22 protein-coding genes are annotated in these 21,747 nt (G+C 63.4%); 19 read left to right on the top strand and 3 right to left on the bottom strand.

The genetic code is table 11. From position 1 onward, the window contains the following. Positions 1–25 precede the first annotated feature (25 nt). The 9 genes from APH33_RS25020 to APH33_RS24980 all read left to right on the top strand — a co-directional run bounded on the left by APH33_RS25020 (position 26) and on the right by APH33_RS24980 (position 7,538). Positions 26–703 (top strand): thermostable hemolysin, encoded by a 678-nt coding sequence (locus APH33_RS25020; RefSeq protein WP_054887722.1) that lies wholly within the window; start codon positions 26–28, stop codon positions 701–703. After that, a complete protein-coding gene (locus APH33_RS25015) occupies positions 693–2,156 on the top strand; it encodes an AMP-binding protein (RefSeq protein WP_054887721.1) in 1,464 nt (487 codons plus the stop codon). The genes APH33_RS25020 and APH33_RS25015 overlap by 11 nt, the downstream gene beginning before the upstream one ends. Before the next feature lie 8 nt (positions 2,157–2,164). After that, positions 2,165–2,845, top strand: a complete 681-nt coding sequence (locus APH33_RS25010; protein WP_054887720.1) for a TenA family transcriptional regulator — start codon at positions 2,165–2,167, stop codon at positions 2,843–2,845. Beyond that, positions 2,832–3,638: an SDR family oxidoreductase gene (locus tag APH33_RS25005; RefSeq protein WP_054887719.1), complete on the top strand. Its 807-nt coding sequence runs from the start codon at positions 2,832–2,834 to the stop codon at positions 3,636–3,638. Before APH33_RS25010 ends, APH33_RS25005 begins: the two co-directional genes overlap by 14 nt. Next, positions 3,635–4,276, top strand: a complete 642-nt coding sequence (locus APH33_RS25000) for a hypothetical protein (RefSeq protein ID WP_054887718.1) — start codon at positions 3,635–3,637, stop codon at positions 4,274–4,276. Before APH33_RS25005 ends, APH33_RS25000 begins: the two co-directional genes overlap by 4 nt. 2 nt (positions 4,277–4,278) lie before the next feature. Beyond that, positions 4,279–4,941: a response regulator gene (locus tag APH33_RS24995; RefSeq protein WP_054887717.1), complete on the top strand. Its 663-nt coding sequence runs from the start codon at positions 4,279–4,281 to the stop codon at positions 4,939–4,941. Beyond that, entirely contained in the window at positions 4,938–6,302 is a 1,365-nt protein-coding gene (locus tag APH33_RS24990; protein ID WP_054887716.1) for a sensor histidine kinase, read from the top strand. The genes APH33_RS24995 and APH33_RS24990 overlap by 4 nt, the downstream gene beginning before the upstream one ends. A gap of 286 nt (positions 6,303–6,588) precedes the next feature. Continuing rightward, a complete protein-coding gene (locus tag APH33_RS24985; RefSeq protein WP_177332446.1) occupies positions 6,589–7,182 on the top strand; it encodes a GNAT family N-acetyltransferase in 594 nt (197 codons plus the stop codon). After that, a complete protein-coding gene (locus APH33_RS24980) occupies positions 7,179–7,538 on the top strand; it encodes a cupin domain-containing protein (protein ID WP_054887714.1) in 360 nt (119 codons plus the stop codon). Before APH33_RS24985 ends, APH33_RS24980 begins: the two co-directional genes overlap by 4 nt. A gap of 6 nt (positions 7,539–7,544) precedes the next feature. On the opposite strand, the gene APH33_RS27305 is transcribed toward APH33_RS24980, so the two are convergent. Further along, the gene (locus APH33_RS27305) at positions 7,545–7,838 is read right to left on the bottom strand and encodes a hypothetical protein (protein ID WP_156352050.1); all 294 of its coding nucleotides are present in this window, start codon (positions 7,836–7,838) and stop codon (positions 7,545–7,547) included. A 96-nt stretch (positions 7,839–7,934) separates the two neighbouring features. Here APH33_RS27305 and APH33_RS24975 point away from each other — a divergent pair, with 96 nt between their 5' ends. From APH33_RS24975 to APH33_RS24960, 4 genes are read left to right on the top strand one after another with little or no spacing between them, the layout of a single operon-like run. Then, on the top strand, positions 7,935–8,471 hold the full coding sequence (locus APH33_RS24975) for a chalcone isomerase family protein (protein WP_054887713.1): 537 nt from the start codon (positions 7,935–7,937) through the stop codon (positions 8,469–8,471). Between the two features lie 2 nt (positions 8,472–8,473). Beyond that, positions 8,474–9,010, top strand: coding sequence for a DUF3833 domain-containing protein (locus APH33_RS24970; protein WP_054887712.1), 537 nt, complete (start codon positions 8,474–8,476; stop codon positions 9,008–9,010). Continuing rightward, entirely contained in the window at positions 9,007–9,312 is a 306-nt protein-coding gene (locus APH33_RS24965; RefSeq protein WP_054887711.1) for a DUF6482 family protein, read from the top strand. Before APH33_RS24970 ends, APH33_RS24965 begins: the two co-directional genes overlap by 4 nt. An 8-nt stretch (positions 9,313–9,320) precedes the next feature. After that, positions 9,321–10,847, top strand: a complete 1,527-nt coding sequence (locus APH33_RS24960) for a cryptochrome/photolyase family protein (RefSeq protein ID WP_054887710.1) — start codon at positions 9,321–9,323, stop codon at positions 10,845–10,847. Between the two features lie 36 nt (positions 10,848–10,883). On the opposite strand, the gene APH33_RS24955 is transcribed toward APH33_RS24960, so the two are convergent. Further along, positions 10,884–11,330, bottom strand: a complete 447-nt coding sequence (locus APH33_RS24955) for a PAS domain S-box protein (RefSeq protein ID WP_054887709.1) — start codon at positions 11,328–11,330, stop codon at positions 10,884–10,886. 153 nt (positions 11,331–11,483) lie between these two features. Here APH33_RS24955 and APH33_RS24950 point away from each other — a divergent pair, with 153 nt between their 5' ends. After that, positions 11,484–12,371 carry a MerR family transcriptional regulator gene (locus tag APH33_RS24950; RefSeq protein WP_054887708.1) on the top strand — a complete coding sequence of 296 codons (888 nt, stop codon included), beginning with the start codon at positions 11,484–11,486 and terminating at the stop codon, positions 12,369–12,371. Positions 12,372–12,460: 89 nt separating this feature from the next. On the opposite strand, the gene APH33_RS24945 is transcribed toward APH33_RS24950, so the two are convergent. Further along, positions 12,461–13,375, bottom strand: a complete 915-nt coding sequence (locus tag APH33_RS24945) for a LysR family transcriptional regulator (protein ID WP_054887707.1) — start codon at positions 13,373–13,375, stop codon at positions 12,461–12,463. A gap of 206 nt (positions 13,376–13,581) precedes the next feature. On the opposite strand from APH33_RS24945, the gene APH33_RS24940 reads away from it, so the two are divergent. The 5 genes from APH33_RS24940 (at position 13,582) to APH33_RS24920 (ending at position 21,719) form a co-directional block, all read left to right on the top strand. Then, positions 13,582–14,604, top strand: coding sequence for a zinc-dependent alcohol dehydrogenase family protein (locus APH33_RS24940; protein WP_054887706.1), 1,023 nt, complete (start codon positions 13,582–13,584; stop codon positions 14,602–14,604). Positions 14,605–15,063: 459 nt separating this feature from the next. Further along, positions 15,064–16,416 (top strand): hypothetical protein, encoded by a 1,353-nt coding sequence (locus APH33_RS24935; RefSeq protein ID WP_054887705.1) that lies wholly within the window; start codon positions 15,064–15,066, stop codon positions 16,414–16,416. Beyond that, positions 16,416–17,726, top strand: a complete 1,311-nt coding sequence (locus APH33_RS24930; protein ID WP_054887704.1) for an aminotransferase class I/II-fold pyridoxal phosphate-dependent enzyme — start codon at positions 16,416–16,418, stop codon at positions 17,724–17,726. Before APH33_RS24935 ends, APH33_RS24930 begins: the two co-directional genes overlap by 1 nt. A gap of 85 nt (positions 17,727–17,811) precedes the next feature. Continuing rightward, positions 17,812–19,461, top strand: a complete 1,650-nt coding sequence (locus APH33_RS24925; protein ID WP_054887703.1) for a VRR-NUC domain-containing protein — start codon at positions 17,812–17,814, stop codon at positions 19,459–19,461. After that, positions 19,458–21,719 carry an ATP-dependent DNA helicase gene (locus APH33_RS24920; RefSeq protein ID WP_054887702.1) on the top strand — a complete coding sequence of 754 codons (2,262 nt, stop codon included), beginning with the start codon at positions 19,458–19,460 and terminating at the stop codon, positions 21,717–21,719. The genes APH33_RS24925 and APH33_RS24920 overlap by 4 nt, the downstream gene beginning before the upstream one ends. The last annotated feature ends 28 nt before the right edge of the window (positions 21,720–21,747 follow it).

Genomic DNA, 21,747 nt, shown 5'->3' with positions numbered 1-21,747 from the left:
GACCAACCCATTCGGGGGGAGATTCATGACTCAAGCCCTTTGGAGCAGCCTGCTCCCATTACCCATCGGCACACATGCTGAGCACCATGCCCATTTGTCCTTGCACCTGCAAGGCGAGCAGGGGCGTGGTGAGCTGGAGCATTTCATTCATCAGTGTTTCGCAAACGTTCACCAGGCCGATGTCCACCATTACCTGCCAGAGCTACTGGCCCTGCGCGACAGCCACGGGCGGCTGATGGCTGCGGCCGGGATGCGCCCGGCCAGCAGTGGGCCGCTGTTTCTCGAAGGCTACCTGGATGAGCCCCTGGAAAACGCGATCTCCAGGGTGGCGGGCGTGACGCTGGGGCGCGAGTGCATGGTCGAGGTTGGCAACCTGGCCTCGCTCAGCGCCGGCAGCGCCCGGATCATGATCACCACCGTGACCTGGCTGCTCGCCACCCGTGGGCTGCAGTGGGTAGCATTCACTGGCGCATCGACCCTGATCAACAGTTTCCAGCGCCTGGGGCTGGTGCCAACGGTGGTGGCGCAGGCCGACCCCGCGCGCCTGGACGAGGCGGCGCAGCAATGGGGGCACTATTACGACCAGCATCCGCAGGTGTTCGTCGGCAATATCCGCCATGGCTTCGAGCGCCTGGAGTCGGCCGGTGTGTTCCGGCGCCTGGGGCTGCCCGTGCTCAACGAGGAGACCGGCCATGCCGCATGAACTGGAACGCTTCAGGCAATTGCTGCTTGACCTCGGCCGTGAGCGCGGCGATGCCCTGGCGGTGGAGGGAGATACCGAGCGGTTCACCTACAAGCAGGTGCTCGCCGAGGTCTGGCTGCGCGCCAAGGCCTTGAGCGCCCACCCCCCAGGCGTTTTGGCGCTGGCGCTGGATAACGGCCCTGAGTTGCTGTTCTGGGACCTGGCGGCACTGGTCTCGGAGCGAGCCTGCGTGATCGTGCCAACGTTTTTCAGTAAGGCGCAGGTGCACCACTGCATCGAACAGTGCGGCGCAAGCCTGGTGCTTTGCCAGCCGGTCTGGGAGGGCGTGTTCAGCCAGCTGGGCTTCGTCCAGCAGGAGTCATTCTGGACACGCGATCTGGCAGCGCCGGTGGTGCTGCCAGCGGGCACCGCCAAGGTCACCTATACCTCCGGCAGCACGGGCACGCCCAAAGGCGTTTGCCTTGGCGCCGATGCCATGCTGCGTGTCGCGCATGAACTGGAGCTGGCCAGCCGGCCCACCGAGCCCCAGCGCTACCTGGCGGTGTTGCCACTGGGTGTACTGCTGGAAAACCTGGGCGTCTATGCCGCACTCATGGCCGGGGCCAGGGTGCTGCTCTACCCCCAGGCGCAACTGGGCATGGGCGGCGCCAGCCAGGTCGACTTCAAGCGCTTGCTCGGGGCCATCGCCTTGAGCGGCGCGCAGAGCCTGATCCTGGTGCCGCAGCTGTTGATGGGCCTGGTCACGGCGATCGAGCGCGGCCTGATGAAGGTGGGCCCTCTGCGCTTCGTCGCGGTCGGCGGGGCGCGGGTATCGCCTGGCCTGCTGGCGCGGGCCGAGGCCATTGGCTTGCCGGTCTTCGAAGGCTATGGCTTGTCGGAGTGTGCCTCGGTGGTGGCGCTCAACCGTCCGGGGGCGATGCGCCGGGGCAGCGTCGGCCGGCCATTGCCCCACGTTCAGGTGCGAATCGCCGAGGATGGCGAAGTACTGGTCAGCGGTTCGGTGCTGCTTGGCTACCTGGGGGAAGCACCCGCTTCGTCGGCCTGGTGGGCCACGGGTGACCTGGGTTACTTCGATGACGATGGGTATCTGTATCTCGATGGGCGCAAGAAACACCAGTTCATCACCAGCTTCGGGCGCAACGTCAACCCTGAATGGGTGGAAGCCGAGCTGACCCAGAGCGGTGTGATCGCCCAGGCCTTCGTGCATGGCGAAGGGCTGCCGCGCAACCTGGCGCTGCTCTGGCCGCTTGACCCCGGTGCGAGCGACGAGGTCATCGACAAAGCCGTGCAGCGCAGCAATGCAACCTTGCCCGACTACGCCAGGGTGCATGCCTGGCGGCGTCTGCCAGGCCCGTTCACGGCCGGCGAAAACACCCTGACCGCCAATGGCCGCCCGCGACGCGAGGCGATCCTGCAGCGTTATGACACCCTGTTGTCCGACATCCAGTTGTGAGGTCCCTCATGTCATTTTTCGACACCCTTCAGTTGCAAACCAGCCACGAGCGCCAGGCCCTGTTCGCGGTGCCGGTGATTCGTGAAGCCCTGGCCGGCCACGTCAGTCGCGACAGCTATATTGCGTTCCTGACCCAGGCCTACTACCACGTGCGCCACACCGTGCCGCTGATGATGGCCTGCGGCGCGCGCTTGCCCTCGCGCCTGGAGTGGTTGCGCGGCGCCGTCTGCGAATACATCGAGGAGGAATACGGCCACGAGCAGTGGATCCTCAACGATATCAAGGCCTGCGGTGGTGACTGGGAGGCGGTACGCGACGGCCGGCCGGCAATGCCGATAGAGCTGATGGTCGCCTACCTGTACGACCTGATTGCGCGGGGCAACCCGGTGGGGCTGTTCGGCATGGTCAACGTCCTCGAGGGCACCAGCATCGCCCTGGCCACCCATGCCGCAGGTGCCATTCAGAGCAGCCTGGGGTTGCCGGACAATGCGTTCAGCTACCTCAGCTCCCACGGCGCGCTGGACCAGGACCACATGGTCACCTACAAGCGGCTGATGGACCGCCTGGACGAGGTCGATGACCACCAGGCGGTGATCCACGCCGCCAAGGTGGTGTACCGGTTGTACACCGAGATGTTCGAAGGCTTGCCGCGTGCGAGCCAGGCCGAGGTGCAGCATGCGCTTGCCTGAGTCGGTGGTGGTATTGACCGGTGCCAGCGGCGGCATTGGCCTGGAGCTGGCCGAGCAGCTGTGCGCGGCCGGGGCCAGGGTGCTCGCGGTGAGCCGGCACCTGGGCAAGTTGGCGGGCCTGATGAATCGCTACCCCGATCGCCTGCGCTGGCAGACCGCCGACCTGCGTACCGCGCAAGGGCGCGAGCAGGTCGTCAGCCGGGCCCGGGAGATGGGCGGGGTCAATGTGCTGATCAACGCCGCGGGGGTGAACCGCTTCGCCTTGCTCGACCAGCTGGACGAACACGCGCTGGACGAGTTGCTGGACATCAACCTCAAGGCGCCACTGCAGCTGACCCGAGCCTGCCTGCCGCTGCTGCGCGAGCAACCCAAGGCGCTGGTGGTCAATGTCGGGTCCACCTATGGCTCGATCGGCTACCCCGGCTACGCGAGCTACTGCGCCAGCAAATTTGCCTTGCGAGGGTTCTCCGAAGCGCTGCGGCGGGAGTTGGCCGACACCCCGGTGAACGTGTTGTATGCAGCGCCTCGGGCGACCCGCACAGCCATGAACAGCAGTGCCGCGACAGCGCTCAACCAAGCGCTGAAAGTCGGCATGGACGACCCCGCCGATGTCGCCCGTGCCGTGCTCGAGGCGGTGCAGTCCGAGCGCAGCGAACTGTACCTGGGTTGGCCAGAGAAGCTGTTCGTGCGCCTCAACGGTATGCTGCCGGGGATGGTCGACCGTGCGCTGCGCAAGCAATTGCCTGTCATTCGCCGCTATGTCGGTAGCCATACCAAGGAGTCGAGCAAATGAAGCGTCTGCTCATCGCCAGCTTGCTGGCATTCGCCCCCTTCAGCTGGGCACTGGACACTGCGGGCACGCAACACCTGAGTGATTTGCAGCAACGCTGGGCACAGATCCAGTATCAGTTACCTAAAGAAAAACGTGCCGATGCATTCGAAAAGCTGGCCGCTGATGCCACGGCGTTCGTGCATCAATACCCCGGCACGCCTGAGCCTCTGATCTGGGAAGGCATCATCAACAGCAGTTGGGCGGGCGCCGTCGGTGGCCTGGGCGCGCTAGGCAAGGTCAAGGCGGCCAAGGCTAGCCTGGAACAGGCCATGAAACTCGACCCCAACGCCCTGCAGGGCTCGGCCTATACCAGTCTGGGCACGCTCTACGACCAGGTTCCGGGCTGGCCGATCGGTTTTGGCGACAGTGAAATGGCCGACAAGCTGCTGCGCAAGGCCCTGCAGATCAACCCCAATGGGATCGACAGCAACTACTTCTGGGGCGATCATCTGTATCGGCAAAAGCGCTACCCTGAAGCCACTGCCGCCTTGCAGAAGGCTTTGCAGGCGCCGCCCCGGCCAGGGCGCGAGCTGGCCGACCAGGGCCGGCGTGGCGATATCGATGCTTTACTCAAGGCCATCAAGGACAAACAGGACTGAACATGCGGCTGCTGCTGCTTGAGGACGATACCGCGCTGGGTGAGGGCATTTGCGACGGCTTGCGCCAGGCGGGCTACACGCTCGACTGGCTGCGTGATGGCGTGAGTGGCTTGCATGCGTTGCAGCACGAAGGGTTCGACCTGGTGATCCTGGATCTCGGCTTGCCCCGCCTCGATGGTATCGAACTGCTGCGTCGCGTGAGGGCAGGGGGTAACAGCCTGCCGGTGCTGATCCTCACCGCACGGGACAGCCTCGATGATCGTATCACCGGGCTGGATGCAGGCGCCGATGATTACCTGGTGAAGCCTTTCGACCTCAACGAGCTGAAGGCCCGGTTGCGTGCCTTGCTGCGGCGAAGCGCCGGGCGTGCGACGGTGCTGATCGAACATGCCGGTGTGAGCCTCGACCCTGCCACCCGGCAAGTGCACTACAACGGTGTGGAAGTCATCCTGACCCCCAAGGAGTATCGACTGCTGCATGAGTTGCTGGCCCAACCCGGCAAGGTCTTCACCCGCGAACGCCTGACCCAGCTGCTGTACGGTTGGGATGAGGAGCCCGAGAGCAATACGCTGGAGGTGAACATCTACCACCTGCGCAAGAAACTCTTCAATGGCCTGATCCGCACGGTCCGCGGTATTGGCTATCTGGTCGAGGGCAAGGCATGAGTTCGCTGCGTCAACGCACACTCTGGCGGGTCATGTTCCTGCTGTTGGCCGGCACTGGCCTGCTGGTGCTCTACAACTACCACGACAGCCGCCATGAAATTAACGAAGTGTATGACGCGCATCTCGCCCAGAATGCGCGCCTGCTTCAGGGGGTCATGAGCATGCCTGTGCAGGGCAGCTCGCGTGACGACATGTACCGCGCTTTCAACGAAGCGTTGGGGCAAGCCGGTCGCAGAGGGGGCGGCCACCCTTACGAAAGCAAGCTGGCATTTCAGGTCTGGGGGGAGGGTGGTGTGCTGCTGGTGCATACGCCGAGCGCCCCCCGGCTTGATCCGATGCCGAGCGCCCCGGGTTTCTACGACTTTGTCAGTGGCGACAAGCAATGGCGCGGTTTCGTCTTGCAGGTACCGGAAAAGAACTGGTTGATCTGGGTCGGCGAGCGTGACGATGTGCGTTACGACCTGATCGACCGGATCGTCCGCCACACCGTGTTCCCGTTCCTGCTTGGTAGCCTGGCCCTGGCGCTGTTGGTCTGGGCCGCCATTGGCTGGGGGCTGCGGCCGTTGCAGAACATGGCCAATGTCATCCGTGGGCGGCACGCCAATTCGCTGGAACCGCTGCAACTGGTACCTCTGCCATCGGAGCTTGAACCCATGCAGGCGGCCATCAACCGCCTGCTGGCGCAGATCGAGGACTTGCTGCGGCGTGAGCATCGCTTCATTGCCGATGCCGCCCATGAGATGCGTACGCCGCTGGCGGTGCTGCGCCTGCACGCGCAGAACGCGCTCGAGGCCAGTCAAGAGGCGGAGCGCCACAAGGCCTTGGGTTTTGTCATCGGCGGGGTCGACCGCTTGACCCGGGTGGTCAATCAACTGCTGACCCTGGCCCGTGTCGAGCCTCGCCTGGGGCAACGCGCTACCGCTCAGGTCGACCTTGCCGAGGTGGTGACCGATACCATGGCCGAGCTGACCCCCTGGATACTGAACCGTGGCCTGGAGCCTTCGCTGGATATCGGCGAAGGGGATCATCATCTGGCCATCGATGCCGGTGCGCTGACGATCGCCCTGCAGAACCTGGTTTCCAACGCGGTGGAACATTCGCCACCCGGTGGGCGCATCACGGTGCTGCTCAGGCGTCTGGACAGTCGTTTCGAACTGATCGTCGAGGATGAGGGGCCGGGTATCGACGAGGCGGAGTTGTCGCGCGTTTTCGAGCGCTTCTACAGCCGTAACAGCCCCAATGGGGCTGGCCTTGGATTGTCCATCGTGACCACCATCATCGACCGGCTTGGCGGCCACGTGCGTCTCGAAAACCGTGTCAGTGGCGGATTGGCTGCCACCATGTCACTGCCGCTGGCCTGAGGCAGCCGCAGCGCTCACCTCAGACTCCCTGCACTGACTTGATCGGCATTCGATCAGGCGCCCGTCGACGGGTTTCGGTATCAATACCTCGCGCTGCCAGACGGTTACCCCTGAGGCCAAAGCCACTCAAGCAGTCGCTGCCCTTAGAACTGAGCCCCGGCGTCGCATGCTGTGCTGACAGTGTTCGCCCTGAGCATGATGGGAACCGTTGCACCTGGCTACCCTGCCTGCCTGTCAACGGCGTAATCCTTGAAACCAGCCACCCGATTCCATGGAAGCACTGCACATGCCTATCGACTTCAGGCCTGCCCAAGCCACGGACGCGCACGATATTGCGCGCTTCTTTCAACTGACATCGGAGGGCATGGCCGATTACATATGGAGCAAGCTTGCCGCACCTGGAGAAGCATTGCTTAGCGTCGGTGCGTACCGCTATGCCAGGGAGCAGGGCGACTTCTCCTATAAGAACTGCCTGATGGCCACGTCCGAAGGGCGCGTAATCGGCATGATGCACAGCTATGCCTTGCACGAGACGCCTGACCGGCCTGTCGAGACAGACCCGGTCCTGGCGCCTTATTGCGAAATGGAAATACCCGACACCTTGTACATCTCCAGCCTGGCCCTGGAGGAGGGATGGCGCAGCCAGGGCCTGGGCGCCCAATTTCTTCGCCATGCCCAGCAGCGCGCCGAGGGCGCTGGCCTGGATGGGCTGTGCCTGATCGATTATGCAGAAAACCACGGTGCACGCCGCTTCTACGAGCGTCACGGTTTTCAGATTGTGAAAACCTGCCAGATCGTTGCGCACCCGATGCTGAGGGTCACCGGTGACGCCTATTTGATGTATCGCCCCAACCACAACGTGCTCGAGAAAAGATCATGAACCAGAAACTCACCGTGTTCCGCGAACTGGATATCCAACCGGTGCGCGACCTTCCTTTTTTTGCCGAGGTCGTGGAGGGCAGCCCCCATACGCTGACGTCCAGTTACTATCACGATGAACAGCAAGGTCGCATTTCCGGCGAATGGGAGGCCACTACCGGAGCGTGGCGCATCGACTACAAAGTCTGGGAGTTTTGCCATGTCCTCAGTGGCCGCTGCGTCATCGAGCTTGAGGGTTGCGCCCCCGTCACACTGGCCGCTGGCGATACGTTCATCATCGAACCGGGCGCCAAGGGTAGATGGACCGTACTGGAAGACATGAAAAAGAACTTCGTGATCCTGGTGCCCACGAACTAGGACCGTTCACCCCGGTTGACAGCTGGCTGCATCACGCCAGCCAGTATGGCCGGCGCCTGAAACCTGTATCAGGCCTGCCCGCGCACGGCTGTTCAGCATCGTCGAAGTCTTCCTGTCGACGAGAAACACAACGTGAACCTCGCAACGATCATCACTCGTAGTGCCCACTACTGGCCGCACCACATTGCCGCGGCCGACAGTCACAACCGTGTGACCTACACCCAGCTGGAACGGTGCGGCAGCAGGGTGATCCATGCCTGCAAAAAAATACCCTGTCCGCTTCGCTGCCACGTTCAGCATGAATAGGTCCTTCGATGTTAAAATCTATACAAGTCAGCTAAAATATCTGTACATTGTGCTAGTGTTGTACAGTATTTAGGCGTGCTCGAGGTCAGTATGGCGCACCCTGGTCGTTGGACCGCGCTTTGCCTGCTAGTGGTTGCCCTGTCAGCGGCAGCGGACTGGCGGGCGGAACTGCCAGCTGCGCAACGGCTGGGTGCCGGTGAGTTCACCTGGTTTGGCCTGCGTCTATACACAGCTCAATTGTGGACAGTAGGTCCTGTTCATGACTGGAACCAGCCTTTCGCCCTTGAGCTGCTGTATCACCGCTCGCTGTCCAGGGACACGTTGGTGCAGGCCAGTCTCGAAGAAATGCGCCGCCTCGATACGGGCGGAATGACGCCGCAGCAACGTACCGCGTGGACCGATGCAATTGAGCAGGCATTCGTCGACGTGCATGCCGGTACGCGCATTACTGGCCTGTACCTGCCGGGGCAAGGCTGTCGCTTCTACGTAGATGGCAAGCTCAGCCGCGAAATTGCCGACCCGGTCTTTGCTCGCCAGTTCTTCGCCATCTGGCTCGACCCCCGCGCCAGGGATACCCAACTGCGTCAGCGCCTGCTTGGGCTGGCTGGCAACGACCAAGGACCATGAACATGTACAAGGCGCTGTTGCTGGCTTTCTGTGTGCTTCTGGGCAGCTGTGGCAATGTCGGTGTCGAGCAGTATGCCCAGCAGCAACCCAAACTGGACCTGGCTGCGTTCTTCTCGCGACCGGTGCAGGCCTGGGGGATGTTCCAGAAGCGTTCCGGGGAGGTGGTCAAGCGCTTCCACGTGCGCATTCACAGTCACCGCGAAGGTGAGCGTCTGATTCTCGACGAGCAGTTTCTCTATAGCGATGGCACACGCCAGCAACGTACCTGGACGCTGGTGCCCGACGGCCCCGGCCGCTGGCGCGGAACGGCGGGGGACGTGATCGGTGAAGCCCGAGGCGAAGTGGCGGGCAACGCACTGCGATGGCGTTACCAGCTGGACCTGCCAGTTGACGGAAACCACTGGCAAGTGGACCTGGACGACTGGATGTACCTCATGGATGACGACACCCTGATCAACCGCTCGAGCATGAGCAAACTGGGCGTGGAGATAGGGCAGATCACCCTGTTCTTCCGCCGTCTGCCGGAGGGCACACCATGAACTTGATCGCGCTCACTGAACTGGTTTCGACCGGCGAGGCAAAGGAACTTGAACTGCTGTCGCTGGAAGGAGGCTTCTACCTGCTGCGCGCCTTGACTGACGTAGGCCCCGTGACCTTGAGCGATGCCCTAGGGCAGCCCGTTCGGGTGCGCTCCACTACTGAACTGAGGCATTTGCTCGGCGGCCTGCCCCCCGTGCCGTGCATGCTGGTACAGCAGGTGGTGCATGATGAGATGTGCGGGCAACGTGACGGCCCGGTTGCGCCGCTGCGGCTGCCGATATCGCTCGCCAGCCAGTGGTAGCCTGAACGATGCGCCTGGGCCTGGTGCTGGGTGACCAGCTGTCGTTCGACCTGGCAAGCCTGGCCACGCTTGACCCTGCCCGCGATGCGATCCTGATGGCGGAAGTTGAGGGTGAGGCCCGGTACGTGCCGCACCACCCGATGAAGATCGTGCTTATCTTCAGTGCCATGCGGCACTTTGCCCAGGCCCTGCGGGAGCGGGGTTGGCAGGTGCATTATGTCGAGCTCGATGCTGACGGCAACAGCGGTAGCATCGTTGGCGAGTTGCGGCGCTGGCAACACGCCTTGGGCGCCACCCACATTCACCTGACCGAATGCGGGGAGTGGCGCCTGGAGCAGGCTTTGCGCGATGCCGGCTTGCCCCTTGTTTGGCATCGGGATACGCGTTTTCTATGCTCCCGCGAAGCCTTCGCGCGCTGGGCCGACGCGCGTCGCCAACTGCGTATGGAGCACTTTTACCGTGGCATGCGCAAGCGAACCGGCCTGCTGATGGAGGCCGATGGCACCCCGGCAGGTGGGGCCTGGAATTTTGACGGCGACAACCGCAAGCCGTTACCGCGCCAGCTACGCGGGCCGTTCGCTGCGCATTTCGCGCAGGACGGGATCACGGCAGCGGTGGTCGCCCTGGTACGTCAGCGCTTCAGCGACCACTATGGAGCCATCGACGGCTTCGACTACCCGGTGACCCATGCCGAGGCACGTCAGCTCTGGCAACATTTTCTGGACTTCGGGATGGCGGCCTTCGGTGACTACCAGGACGCTATGGCCGAAGGCGAGCCCTTCCTGTTCCATGCGCGCATTAGTGCGGCGCTCAACATCGGGCTGCTCGATCTGCGTTGCCTGTGCCAAGAGGTCGACAAAGCCTGGCGCGAGGGGCGGGTGCCGCTCAATGCTGCCGAAGGTTTCATCCGCCAGTTGATCGGCTGGCGCGAATATGTGCGGGGCATCTACTGGCTGCGCATGCCGGAATATGCCGGGCTCAATCATCTGGGCAACGAGCGTGCGCTGCCGGCATTCTACTGGACCGGGCGCACCCGCATGCGCTGCATGGAGCAAGCTATCGGGCAGACCCTGCGACTGGGGTACGCTCACCATATCCAGCGGCTGATGGTGACCGGCAACTTCGCATTGCTGGCCGGCATTGTGCCTGGCGCGATCTGTGAATGGTACCTGGCGGTTTACATGGATGCCTTCGACTGGGTGGAGTTGCCCAACACGCTCGGCATGGTAATGCATGCCGATGGCGGCTACCTGGGGTCCAAGCCCTACTGCGCCAGTGGTCGTTACATCCAGCGCATGTCCGATCACTGCAAGGCGTGCAGCTACAGGGTCGACCAGGTGATCGAGGAAGATGCCTGCCCGTTCAATGCCCTTTACTGGCATTTTCTCATCCGTCATCGGCCTCAGCTCTCGGCCAATCCGAGGCTGGCGCTGGTCTATCGTAGCCTCGATCAAATGTCGGCCGACCGTCGCGATGCGGTTTGGCAGCGTGGCCAGGTACTGTTGGCCCGGCTCGATGCCGCGCAACCAATATGAAAAAGCGGGTTGCCCTGACCGGGTATGGATGTTCAGTCAGCGCTCGGCCTGCCCCAGTTGCCGGCGCAACTCAGCCACTTCAGCCTCCAGCTCGCGTACCTTTTCCTCAGCGAAAATCTGTGCTGTGACGTCGCGCTGAATGCCGATGTAGTACGTCAGCTGGTCCGCCTCGTTGTGCACGGGAGTGATCGATAATTCGTTCCAGAACAGGCTTCCGTCCTTGCGGTAGTTGCGCAGCACCTGGCGGCAGGGCCTGCCTTCGCGGATCGCCTTGCGGATGACTGCAAGGCTCTCCTGGTCATGATCCTCGCCCTGAAGAAAGCGGCAGTCCTGATAGAGGATGTCGTCCGCGTAGTAACCGGTGAGGTGCTGGAAAGCGGGGTTGACGTAAACAAGGATGCTGTCATCGCCTTCCTGCTCGGCGACGACGATGCCATCGTTTGACTGCTCAACCATCAGTTGCAGGAGTTTCGCGTTTATCATGGGGCCACCCTACAGGCGTTTCGTATGCGATATGCGCAGCGTATCTTCTATGCAGAAGGTTTCGGCGATGTATGTTGCATCATGAACCAAGACGGCTCAGCGCAGAAGGCGCATATGGGTTTAGAATGTTTCACCCTCTGGATGCCCCTCGTTATGACTGACGCCACTTCACCCGACCTGCTACCGATGCGCGATGTAGTCAGCTTGACCGGCGTCAACCCGGTGACCTTGCGTGCCTGGGAGCGGCGGCATGGCTTGATCAGCCCGCAGCGCACCGAGGGCGGCCATCGCCTGTACACGGCGCGGGATGTCCAGCGCATACGCGACATCTTGCGTTGGACTGGCAACGGCGTGCCGATCAGCAAGGTCGGCGAAAGGCTCGCGGGCCAGCCTGAGGTCTCTGCACAGCAGCTCTCGGCCTTTGACCAATGGCGCGCCAGCGTGGCGCGCGCCTCCAAGGCTTTCGATGCAACGGCGCTTGAAGGCATCCATGGGCAGTTGTGCACACTTTTCCCCACGGCCACCGTCCTGCGGCAAGTGCTGATGCCGGTTTGGCACGACCTGGCTGCAGGGGCTGCGCCAGGCGAGCGCAGCCAATGGCTGTTTCTCGACACGTTCTTGCGTGCACGCTTGCTGCTGCGCCTGCAAATGAACCAGGCCGATGCGCCGCGAGTGTTGCTGGCCGCTACCGAGGGGCAAGCCGAACTCAAGGTGCTGTGCGCCGGGCTGCTGTTGAGCAGTGCGCAGCAGCGAATCGAAGTGCTCGGTTGCGGGCAGCCGCTGGAAGAGCTCCCTGTCGTGTGTGCGGCGATGCGGCCTGCGGCACTGGTGATAAAAGTCCAGGCCCCGCTGAGCCCCGCCTTGATCAGGCGCTTGCGCGCGTTGCAGATGGAAATCGAATGCCCGCTGGCCTTGGTTGGCGAGGGGCTTGTCGATACTCAACCCGCCTTGAGTGAAGTGCCCCTCGCTCTGCTGGACGAGGGTAGCGCTGACACTGCGCGCATGCTGAACGCCTTGCACCGTGGTGCCCTCGACCTTTGATCGATGGGCTTGCTTCTGGACACCACCTCGTCTTCCACAACAGCTCATGATTCAACGGCGCAAAAAAGCGCGTACTCAATAGAGCTTGATCACAGACTATCGGGATCGCCGAAGAACATTTGTATCCTCGACCTCAACCAGCGTTCCGCCGGGTCGTTGTCCTGCGCCCCGCGCCAGGCCATATGCAGCTCGAATGAGCGCACGTCCATCGGCAGGTCCTCAGCCCGCAAGCCTCCCGCCGAGGTCAAGGCATCGGCCGTATAGTCCGGCACCGTGGCGACGATATCGGTGCCCGCCAGCAAACTCCCCAGGCCATTGAACTGCGGTACCGCCAGCACCACATGGCGCTTGCGGCCTATCTCCTCCAGCGCCTCGTCGATGAAGCCCGACAAGTCCCCGGCAAACGAAACCAGCGCATGCGGCCGCGCGCAGAAGTCATCGAGGGTGATGCTGCCCGGCACGCTGTCGGCGCGCAGCAGCTTGGGCTTGCTGCGCCGCAGCACCTTGCGCTTGGCGTTGGCTGGCAGTTCGCTGGTATAGCTGACGCCCACGGAGATTTCGCCCGAGGCCAGCAGGGTTGGCATCAACAGGTAATTGACCCGACGTACCACCAGGACGATGCCGGGGGCTTCGGCGCGGATGCGCTTGAGCAATTGCGGCAGCAAGGCGAATTCGGCGTCGTCCGACAGGCCGATGCGGAACACTGCGTTGCTGGTGGCCGGGTCGAACTCGGCGGCGCGGCTGACCGCGGTGGAGATCGAATCCAGCGCCGGTGACAGCAGGGCGAAGATTTCATGAGCGCGTGCCGACGGCTCCATGCTGCGGCCGGTACGCACGAACAGCGGGTCGTCGAACAGGTTGCGCAGGCGCGACAGGGCCGCGCTGATTGCCGGCTGGCCGAGGAACAGCTTCTCGGCTGCGCGGGTCACGCTACGCTCATGCATGAGGGTTTCGAACACGATCAGCAGGTTGAGGTCTACGCGACGCAGGTCGTTTCGATTCATCGGTGCGCTTCGCCTAAAGTGGGGCAGGGGTGAATCTTAAGGCCAAAGGCTGTTACCCTGCACCGATTTCCGGGGGCCAATGCACAGGAAAGTCAGGTGCCCAATCGATGACAGGCATGTCGACTATTAATAGCCACTGATGGTCTAACCGCAAAAGCCCGGATAAAGTCCGTGGTAATACGAGATTCACACAGGCGAGGTATGCGATGTCCCGCATGATCCGTTTCCACAAGTTCGGCGCTGCCGATGTGCTCCGTTGCGAGGAGCAGGCCGAACCGTCACCTGCCGTCGGCGAGGTGCAGATCCGCGTCGAGGCGATCGGCGTGAGCTGGTATGACGTGCTCTGGCGGCAGAACCTGGCGCCCTCCCAAGCCCGTCTGCCGGCAGGGATCGGCCACGAGATGGCCGGTGTGGTGACTGCGGTCGGCGAAGGCGTCGATGACATCGCAGTGGGCGACCGGGTCGCCAGCTTCCCGGCCACCAGTGCCAACGATCACCCGGTGTATGGTGATGTCATCGTGCTGCCGCGCACCGCCATCACCCGCTATCCGGACCTGCTGTCGCCGATCGAGGCCAGCGTGCACTACACGCCGCTTTTGATCGCCTATTTCGCCTACGTCGACCTGGCACGCGCCAAGGCCGGGCAGACCGCGCTGGTCACCGATGCCAGCCATTGTGCCGGGCCGGCCTTCGTGCAACTGGGCAAGGCGCTCGGCCTCAAGGTGTTCGCCGCCACCCGCGAGCCCGAGCAACGTGACTACCTGCTGGGCCTGGGGGCCGACAAGGTGATCGTCACCGAGGAGCAGGACTTGCTGATGCAGGTTGGCAAGTACACCGACGGACGCGGCGTGGACATGGTCCTCGATGGCATGGGCGGGCCGCAGATGTCGCTGCTGGGCGATGTGCTGGCGCCGCGCGGCAGCCTGGTACTGTATGGCCTGCAGGGGGGCAACCAGACACCGTTTCCTGCCTGTGCGGCATTCCAGAAGAACATCCAGTTTTACGTGCACTGTATCGGCAACTTCACCGGCAAGCCGGAACTGGGCATCAGCCAGGATCAGGTGGCGCTGCAACGGGCCTTGCGCGATATCAACCAGTTCACCGCCGATCAGTTGCTGACTCCGCAGATCATCAAGGTGTATCCGTTCGCCAAGGTGGTCGAGGCCCATAGGTACATGGACGAGTGCCCATGTGGTGGGCGGGTGGTGCTGGACATGGCTACGGCCTGAAGCACGTGGGTAATGAAAAACCGGGCTGATGCCCGGTTTTTTGCATTATGGCTGGTTATATTTACATGGACTGCGGTCATTAACTTTGTAAATAGATGTTTCCATTAGCAACATGGAAGTGTTTTCAAGTGAGGTTTCCGCGCTGTGCGGGGTTGTGTTTGCCGATTTCTGAATGGTGTTTTCAGCAAGATCTGTATCTTTTAATCCTTGGTCAACGCTCGATAATGGCGTATCGATAGTTGGCGCAAGGAGCGTGCAGTGGAGAACAACAGGCACAGCAGTGCGCGATTGAAGATGAGGGTAAGTCCATGGATGGGTTCATGTTTTGCGTTCGTGGAACGACAGCGTATTACAACTTCGAAGTTTCCCGGATTTTTGTAGGAAGTTTCTTCAAATTAAATCCGCTGTACTAAATCCTGTGCAGCGAATTTTGTTGTGAAATGAAGTTGAGGTAACGCCGTGAGCATTGTGCACGACCAGGCTATGCACTTTATCTACCAACAGGTGCTGGAACGCCTGTTGAGCCATATGTCGAAGGAGCAACGCGCCTCCCTGCAGTTATTGATACAGCGTCTGCTGGTGGCCGCTGGCGGGCCGGAATATATCGGTACGTTCAGGTTGCTGGTGGTACACGGGGCAGATTGTCGTAGTGCCCGGCTATTGGCGATCTTGCGGGCCGCCCAGTTGAGCATTGCCTTGCGAGCACCGGTCACCTTCAAGTTACGGGTGTTGGTGGCCTGTTTGCCCACAGCCAGCAGCGCCGTGCTGGAGCAGCACGAGCGCACCTTCAGCGCCTTGTTCATGCATGATGACCCGCGGGTGCTGTTGCAGATGGTCGAGGGCGCCGACGTGGTGCCCTTCTGTCGCCGCGCCGATGCCGCAGCCCGGCAGTGGCCGTTGACACGCGAAGCGTTGCTCTTGTTCGGTCACCTGGTCGATGCGCGCCCGCAAGCGTTGCTGGGCAGCCGCACCCACCTGGAACTGGCCGATGCCGTTCGCCGGGCACTGGCCGAGTACCCGGGTGCCGATGCACTGGTTACCGCCGTGCCCGCCCATCAGCGACGGCGCTTTGCGGCCTGGGCCCGGCGCAGCCTGCGCTTGGCAGGTGCCACCCGCCTTGGCTCGCTGCATCAATGCGTCGATAGCCTGGCCAGCGGGTTGGGCCAGTTGCGTGCCGCCGTCGATTCACCGGGTGTGGCCATCGCTGTGTCCGATAGCACCCGTTCAAGGGCATTGCCGATGCGGGTCATCGTGATCGACGATCTGTTGGCCCAGTTGCTCCGCGACGGCCAACTGGACGTGATCTTGGGTTGCGGCCTCGAGGTGATACAGGAAGGCCCGCCGCTGGCGGCGTTTGTCGACCCTCTGGCGCTGGCGCAGCTGCCAGAAACAGGCGCTTGCGGACAGGCGCCTGACGCATCCCGGTTCAGCCAGAGCGAACCGGCCGGGCCGCAGGCGCTGCCGCCGAGGCGCTTGGCCAAGGGCTACGGGCTTGAGCAGACCCAGGTCGCCTGCATGTTGTACCGGCCGTTTTGCGACCAGGGGGCGGGTCTGGAGCGGTTTCTGCAGTGTTGTCACGCTGACATGCTGGTCGCGTTGCCTTACCTGCATCGGGCCTTGCAGGGCAAGTCCTGCCCTGATGCCGTCAAGGACTGGATCGTCAACACCAGCGGCTTGCAGTTGGCACAGTTGCGCATGGTCTACAAGGGGCGGTTGGGCACGGGAGTACGGCCTTTGCTCGCCAACCTGGCAAGGCGCGATGTGCAGTTGCGGTTGCTGAGCAGCCCTGCGCCGTTCAAGGCCTCATCCTGATGGGCCGTGAATTCGCCTATCAGGTGGTGTACCGCTATCTGGTCGCCTTGATCGACGAAGCCGAGCGGGGAGGGCAGCCACGCTTGCCTTCGCTGAGGGCCTTGTCCAGACGCCTGGGGGTTTCATTGGCCACGGTGCAAGCGGCCTACAGCCTGCTCGAGCATGAAGGGCGGGTACATTCGGTGCCAAAATCCGGCTATTTCGCCCAGGTTGGCCTGCAAGCTGGCCGGGCCGACGTGGTCCAGGCGCTGCCCGCGCAGCCGCTGCTGCGCGCACTGTTCGCCCATGAGCGGCGCCTGGGGCGGCTGCGTACGCAACCCGCGCGGGTGCTGGGCGGGCCACGCCTGCGTGATGCCCTGGCCGAACGCTATACGCGCGCTTCGCGTCAGTACTGGCGGCCTGAGGATGTGCACCTGGGCCCGGATGTCCAGGCGTTGCTGGAAACGCTGCTGCTGGCGTTGGGGCTGCGTGGCTGTGCCGTGGTGGTCGCTTCGCCCTGCTGTTGGCGGATCCTGCGGGTATTGCAACGCTGTGACATGCGGGTCCTCGAACTGCCGCTCGATAGCGGCGGCAGTCCGGATATCGGCAGCCTGTCGACGCTGCTGGGCTGTGAGCCAGTGCGCATGATGATCATGCCTTCGTGCCTGGGTTTTCCTGCGGGGCGCCTGATGCCCCAGCACGCCCAGCAGCAGCTTGCCGAGCTGCTGGCGTTGCACCCGGTCTGGTTGCTGGAGAACGATCTCGACAGCGAGTTGTGTTTTTCCTTGCCTGTGGGGTCTCGGCTGCGCGACTGGGTTGACCCGCGTCGGCTACTGGTACTGGGTTCGCTGGAGGCGAGCATGGGGGCCGAGGTACCCTATGCCTACCTGTTGGGGTGCCACCCGGCGTTGGCAGAGGCGTTCTCCCAGCGAGCCTTCCAGCTTGCCCCGCTGCGCCAGCAGGCGCTGGCGCAGATGATCAGTTCGGGCGAAATCGACCAGCACCTGGGGCGGATGCGGGGGGTACTGCAGGGGCGTATGGCACAACTTTGCCAGCATTTGAGGGCGGTGTTGGGAGCGCAGGTGGCGTTCGACATGCCTGATGGCGGGTGCGCCTTGTGGGTGCGCCTGTCACCGGAAAGTGTCGGCGCTCGAGCCGTGGCGGCGACAGCGGGCTCGGCATTACAGGTGCTGGCCGGTGAGCAATTCAGCGTCCACGGGCGTTATCGGCAATTTCTACTGCTGACCTGGTTGGGCGAGCAGCCCGGTACACTGATCGAGGCGCTGCAACGCCTGGGGTTGGCCTTGGCGGTTGACACCGTTCGTCGGTAGAGCGCCGCAATCAACCACGGTGCTTGCCTGTGCAGCTGGTCTGTATGTATAAACAGTGTTCACTCTGGCTGCCTGACCCCGTCTTGTGATCGCTCACCCTGTCGATGACCCGCTGTATTACCTGCACAACTTCCGCCAGGTACTGCAGTGGGTCGACTCACGTTACGCCGACCTGCTCGACGAGCAGGAGCGGGCCTTTCTCCATGCCTTTGCCAAACTGGCGCAGCCGGCCCAGGCGCTGATGGTGCGCATGGTGATGCGCAAAGGCGAGCTGTTTCGCTGTGACCGCCTGGACTATGCCGAAATCGGCGACAGCATGGCTGCCTTGCAACCGCTGTTGGCATTGGGTTGGGTGCGCGAGCCGGAGGTCCTGAGCCTTGAACAGCTGTTCGCGCTGTTGCGCAAGGATGAACTCGCCGCAGGTTTCGCTGGGCTGTTAAGCCGCCCGCGGGCGGCCAAAGGCGACCTGCTTGAACAACTGCGGCCCCTGTCGCTGGTCCCCAGGCCGTTGCGCGAATGGTTTGCCCAGGCCCCGGTGGGGATCGTGCAATGGTGCCTGCAGCCACTGTGCGATCGCATGCGGCTGCTGTTTTTCGGCAACCTGTATCAAGACTGGTCGGAGTTTGTGCTGGCCGACCTGGGCGTGCTGCGTTTCGAGCAGGTCGCGTTCAGCCCTGACTCACGCGCTCTGCAGCAGCGCAGCGAGGTCGATCAGGCAATGGCGCTGCACCAGTGTGGCGAGCGTCTGGAGCGGGGGGAAGACCCCGCGTCGATCCTCGCGTCACTGGCCGACCTGAGCTTCGACAACCCGTGGCTGGCGCGGCGCCATGGCCGGCTGCTGTTTGCCCTGGGCCAACAGTGCGAGCGCCTGGGTGACTGGGACCAGGCCCTGGCGGTGTATGCCCGCAGCAGCCATGCGCAAGCGCGTATCCGCCAGGTTCGCGTGTTCGAGCGCAGCGAGCGTTGGCAGCAGGCTTATGCCTATGCACGGGAGCTGGCGGCTGCACCGGCCAATGCCCTGGAAGTGCAAGCGCTGCAGCGCATGTTGCCGCGGCTGGCACGCAAGCTCGGCGGGCCGGCGCAGCGCCGCCGGCGTGCAGCACCCCTGGAGCTGATCGAACTGGAGCTGCCACGCGAGCAGGCCGGGCTGGGTGTGGAGGAGGCCGTGCGGCAACACCTGGCGCAAGCGGGAGGGCAGGCGTATTACGTGGAAAACACATTGTTCAACAGCCTGTTCGGCTTGTTGTGCTGGGAGGCGATCTTCGCTCCGATTCCGGGGGCCTTTTTCAACCCGTTCCAGGCGGCGCCCCAGGACTTGCATGACAGCGACTTCCAGCACCGGCGTGCGGAACAGTTCCTGGCCTGCCTGGGGCGCCTGGACGATGGCTCCCATCGCCAGGCCATCCTCGACTGCTACGCGGCCAAGCAAGGCCTGCAATCGCCGTTCGTGTTCTGGCCCATGCTCAACGAAGTGCTGCTTGATGAAGCATTGGCGTGTCTGCCCGCCGCGCACTTGAAACAGTGTTTCCTGCGCCTGTTGCAGGATATTCGCAACAACCGCGCCGGCATGCCTGACCTGATCCAGTTCTGGCCGGAGCAGCAGCGCTATCGGATGGTCGAGGTCAAGGGCCCGGGTGATCGCCTGCAAGACAATCAGCTGCGCTGGCTGGAGTTCTGCGCCGAACAGGGTTTGCCGGTTGCGGTCTGCCATGTGCGTTGGAGCGAGGCACCATGAGCTACCGCGTGGCAGTGCGGGCGTTGTGCGAGTTCAGCGCCAAGGTCGGTGACCTGGACCTGCGCTTTACCCCGTCCCCCACGGCCCAGGAAGGTATCGAAGGGCATCGCCGGGTGGTCGCCCGGCGCGCAACAGGCTATGAGGCGGAAATTGCCCTTGAGGGCCAATACCAGAGCCTGCTGGTGCGCGGGCGTGCCGATGGCTACGACCCGGCCGCCAATCGCCTGGAAGAAATCAAGACCTACCGTGGCGACCTGGCCCGCCAGCCGGCCAATCACCGGCAACTGCACTGGGCCCAGGCCAAGGTCTATGCCTGGCTGCTGTGCCAGGCCCGGCAGTTGCCGGCCATCGAGGTGGCGCTGGTCTACCTGGATGTCGACAACGACAGCCAGACGCTGATCAGCGAGTCCTGTCGCGCCGATGAATTGCAGGGCTTCTTCGACACCCAGTGCCAACGGTTTCTCGGCTGGGCCCAGGCCCAGCAACAGCGACTTGCCGAGCGCGACCAGGGTTTGCTGGGGTTGGGCTTTCCTTACCCGCAGTTTCGCCAGGGCCAGCGGCAACTGGCCGAAACCGTGTACAAGGCGGTCAGCACTGGCCGCTGCCTGATGGCGCAGGCCAGTACCGGGATCGGCAAGACCCTCGGCACCGTGTTCCCGCTACTCAAGGCGATGGTCCCGCAGAAGCTCGACAAGGTGTTCTTCCTCACTGCAAAGACCCCCGGGCGGGCGCTGGCGCTTGACGCCCTGCGCCAGATCAGCGCGGGTTCGCCACAGCCGGCCTTGCGCACCCTGGAGCTGATCGCCCGGGACAAGGCCTGCGAATACCCGGGCAAAGCCTGCCATGGCGAGTCCTGCCCGTTGGCCCAAGGCTTCTACGACCGCCTCCCGGCCGCACGCGCGGCGGCGGCTTTGCGGCCCATGCTCGACCGCGCCGGCTTGCGCGAAGTGGCATTGGCGCATCAGGTGTGCCCGTACTACCTCGGCCAGGAAATGGCCCGTTGGGTGGACGTACTGGTGGCCGACTACAACTACTATTTCGATGCCCACGCGTTGCTGTTCAGCCTGACCCAGCTCAACCAGTGGCGGGTTGCGGTGCTGGTAGACGAGGCGCACAACCTGGTGGAGCGCGGCCGCAACATGTACAGCGCCAGCCTTGACCAGGGCCAGCTGCTCGCCTTGCGCCAAAGCAAGCCGCAAGGGCTCGGCAGTGCCCTGGACCGGCTGAACCGGCAGTGGAACGCGCTGTACAAGGAGCAGCGCGCGCCTTACCAGGCCAGCGACCAGTTGCCGGAGTCCTTCCTGCGTGCCCTGCAGCAATGCATCGGGTTGATCCAGGAGCGGATGAATGAAAAGCCGGCCGAAGTCGATGCCCAGGTGCTGCAGTTTTTCTACCAGGCGCTGCAGTTCAGCCGGGTGGCGGAACTGTTCGGCGAGGATTTCCTGTTCGACGTCAGCCTGCGCGAGGGCTCGCGCAAACGGCGCCTGGCCAGCCTGTGCCTGCGTAACGTCACCCCGGCCCGGTTGCTTGCGCCGCGCATGCAGGCCGCGCGCAGTGTGGCGCTGTTTTCCGCCACCTTGAGCCCGAGGCCATTCTACGCCGACCTGCTCGGCATGCCTGCGGACTCCGCCTGGCTGGATGTGGCGGCGCCGTTCCGTGCCGAGCAGCTCGAGGTGCGCATCGCCAGCCAGGTCTCGACTCGCTATCGGGAACGCCAGGCCTCACTGGCGCCGATCACCGAGCTGATTGCCGACCAGTATCAGCGCCAGCCAGGCAACTACCTGGCGTTCTTCAGCAGTTTCGACTACCTGCAGCAGGTAGCCGGGCTGGTCGCCGAGCGCTATCCGGGCATCCCGCTCTGGGCGCAGGCGCCGGGCATGGATGAAGGCGCACGCCAGGGCTTTCTCGATCGCTTCGTCGCGAACGGGCAGGGCGTGGGCTTTGCCGTGCTCGGTGGCGCGTTCGGCGAGGGTGTCGACTTGCCTGGCACGCGCCTGATCGGCGCCTTCGTCGCCACCCTTGGCCTGCCCCAGGTCAACCCGGTCAACGAACAGTTCCGGCAACGTCTGCAGCGGCAGTTTGGCGCCGGTTTCGACTACGCCTACCTGTACCCCGGTGTGCGCAAGGTCATCCAGGCCGCCGGCCGGGTCATACGAGGCGACCAGGACCGCGGTGTGCTGGTGCTGATCGACGAACGTTTCGCCGAGTCCAGGGTGCAGCAGATGTTTCCCGCATGGTGGCAGGTGGCAGTTAAATAATCCCGGGTGGCCCCATCGCACGGCATTG

The organism is Pseudomonas sp. NBRC 111130 (assembly GCF_001320485.1).
GTDB lineage: Bacteria > Pseudomonadota > Gammaproteobacteria > Pseudomonadales > Pseudomonadaceae > Aquipseudomonas > Aquipseudomonas vlassakiae.
This window is presented reverse-complemented; position numbering and strand designations above follow the sequence as displayed.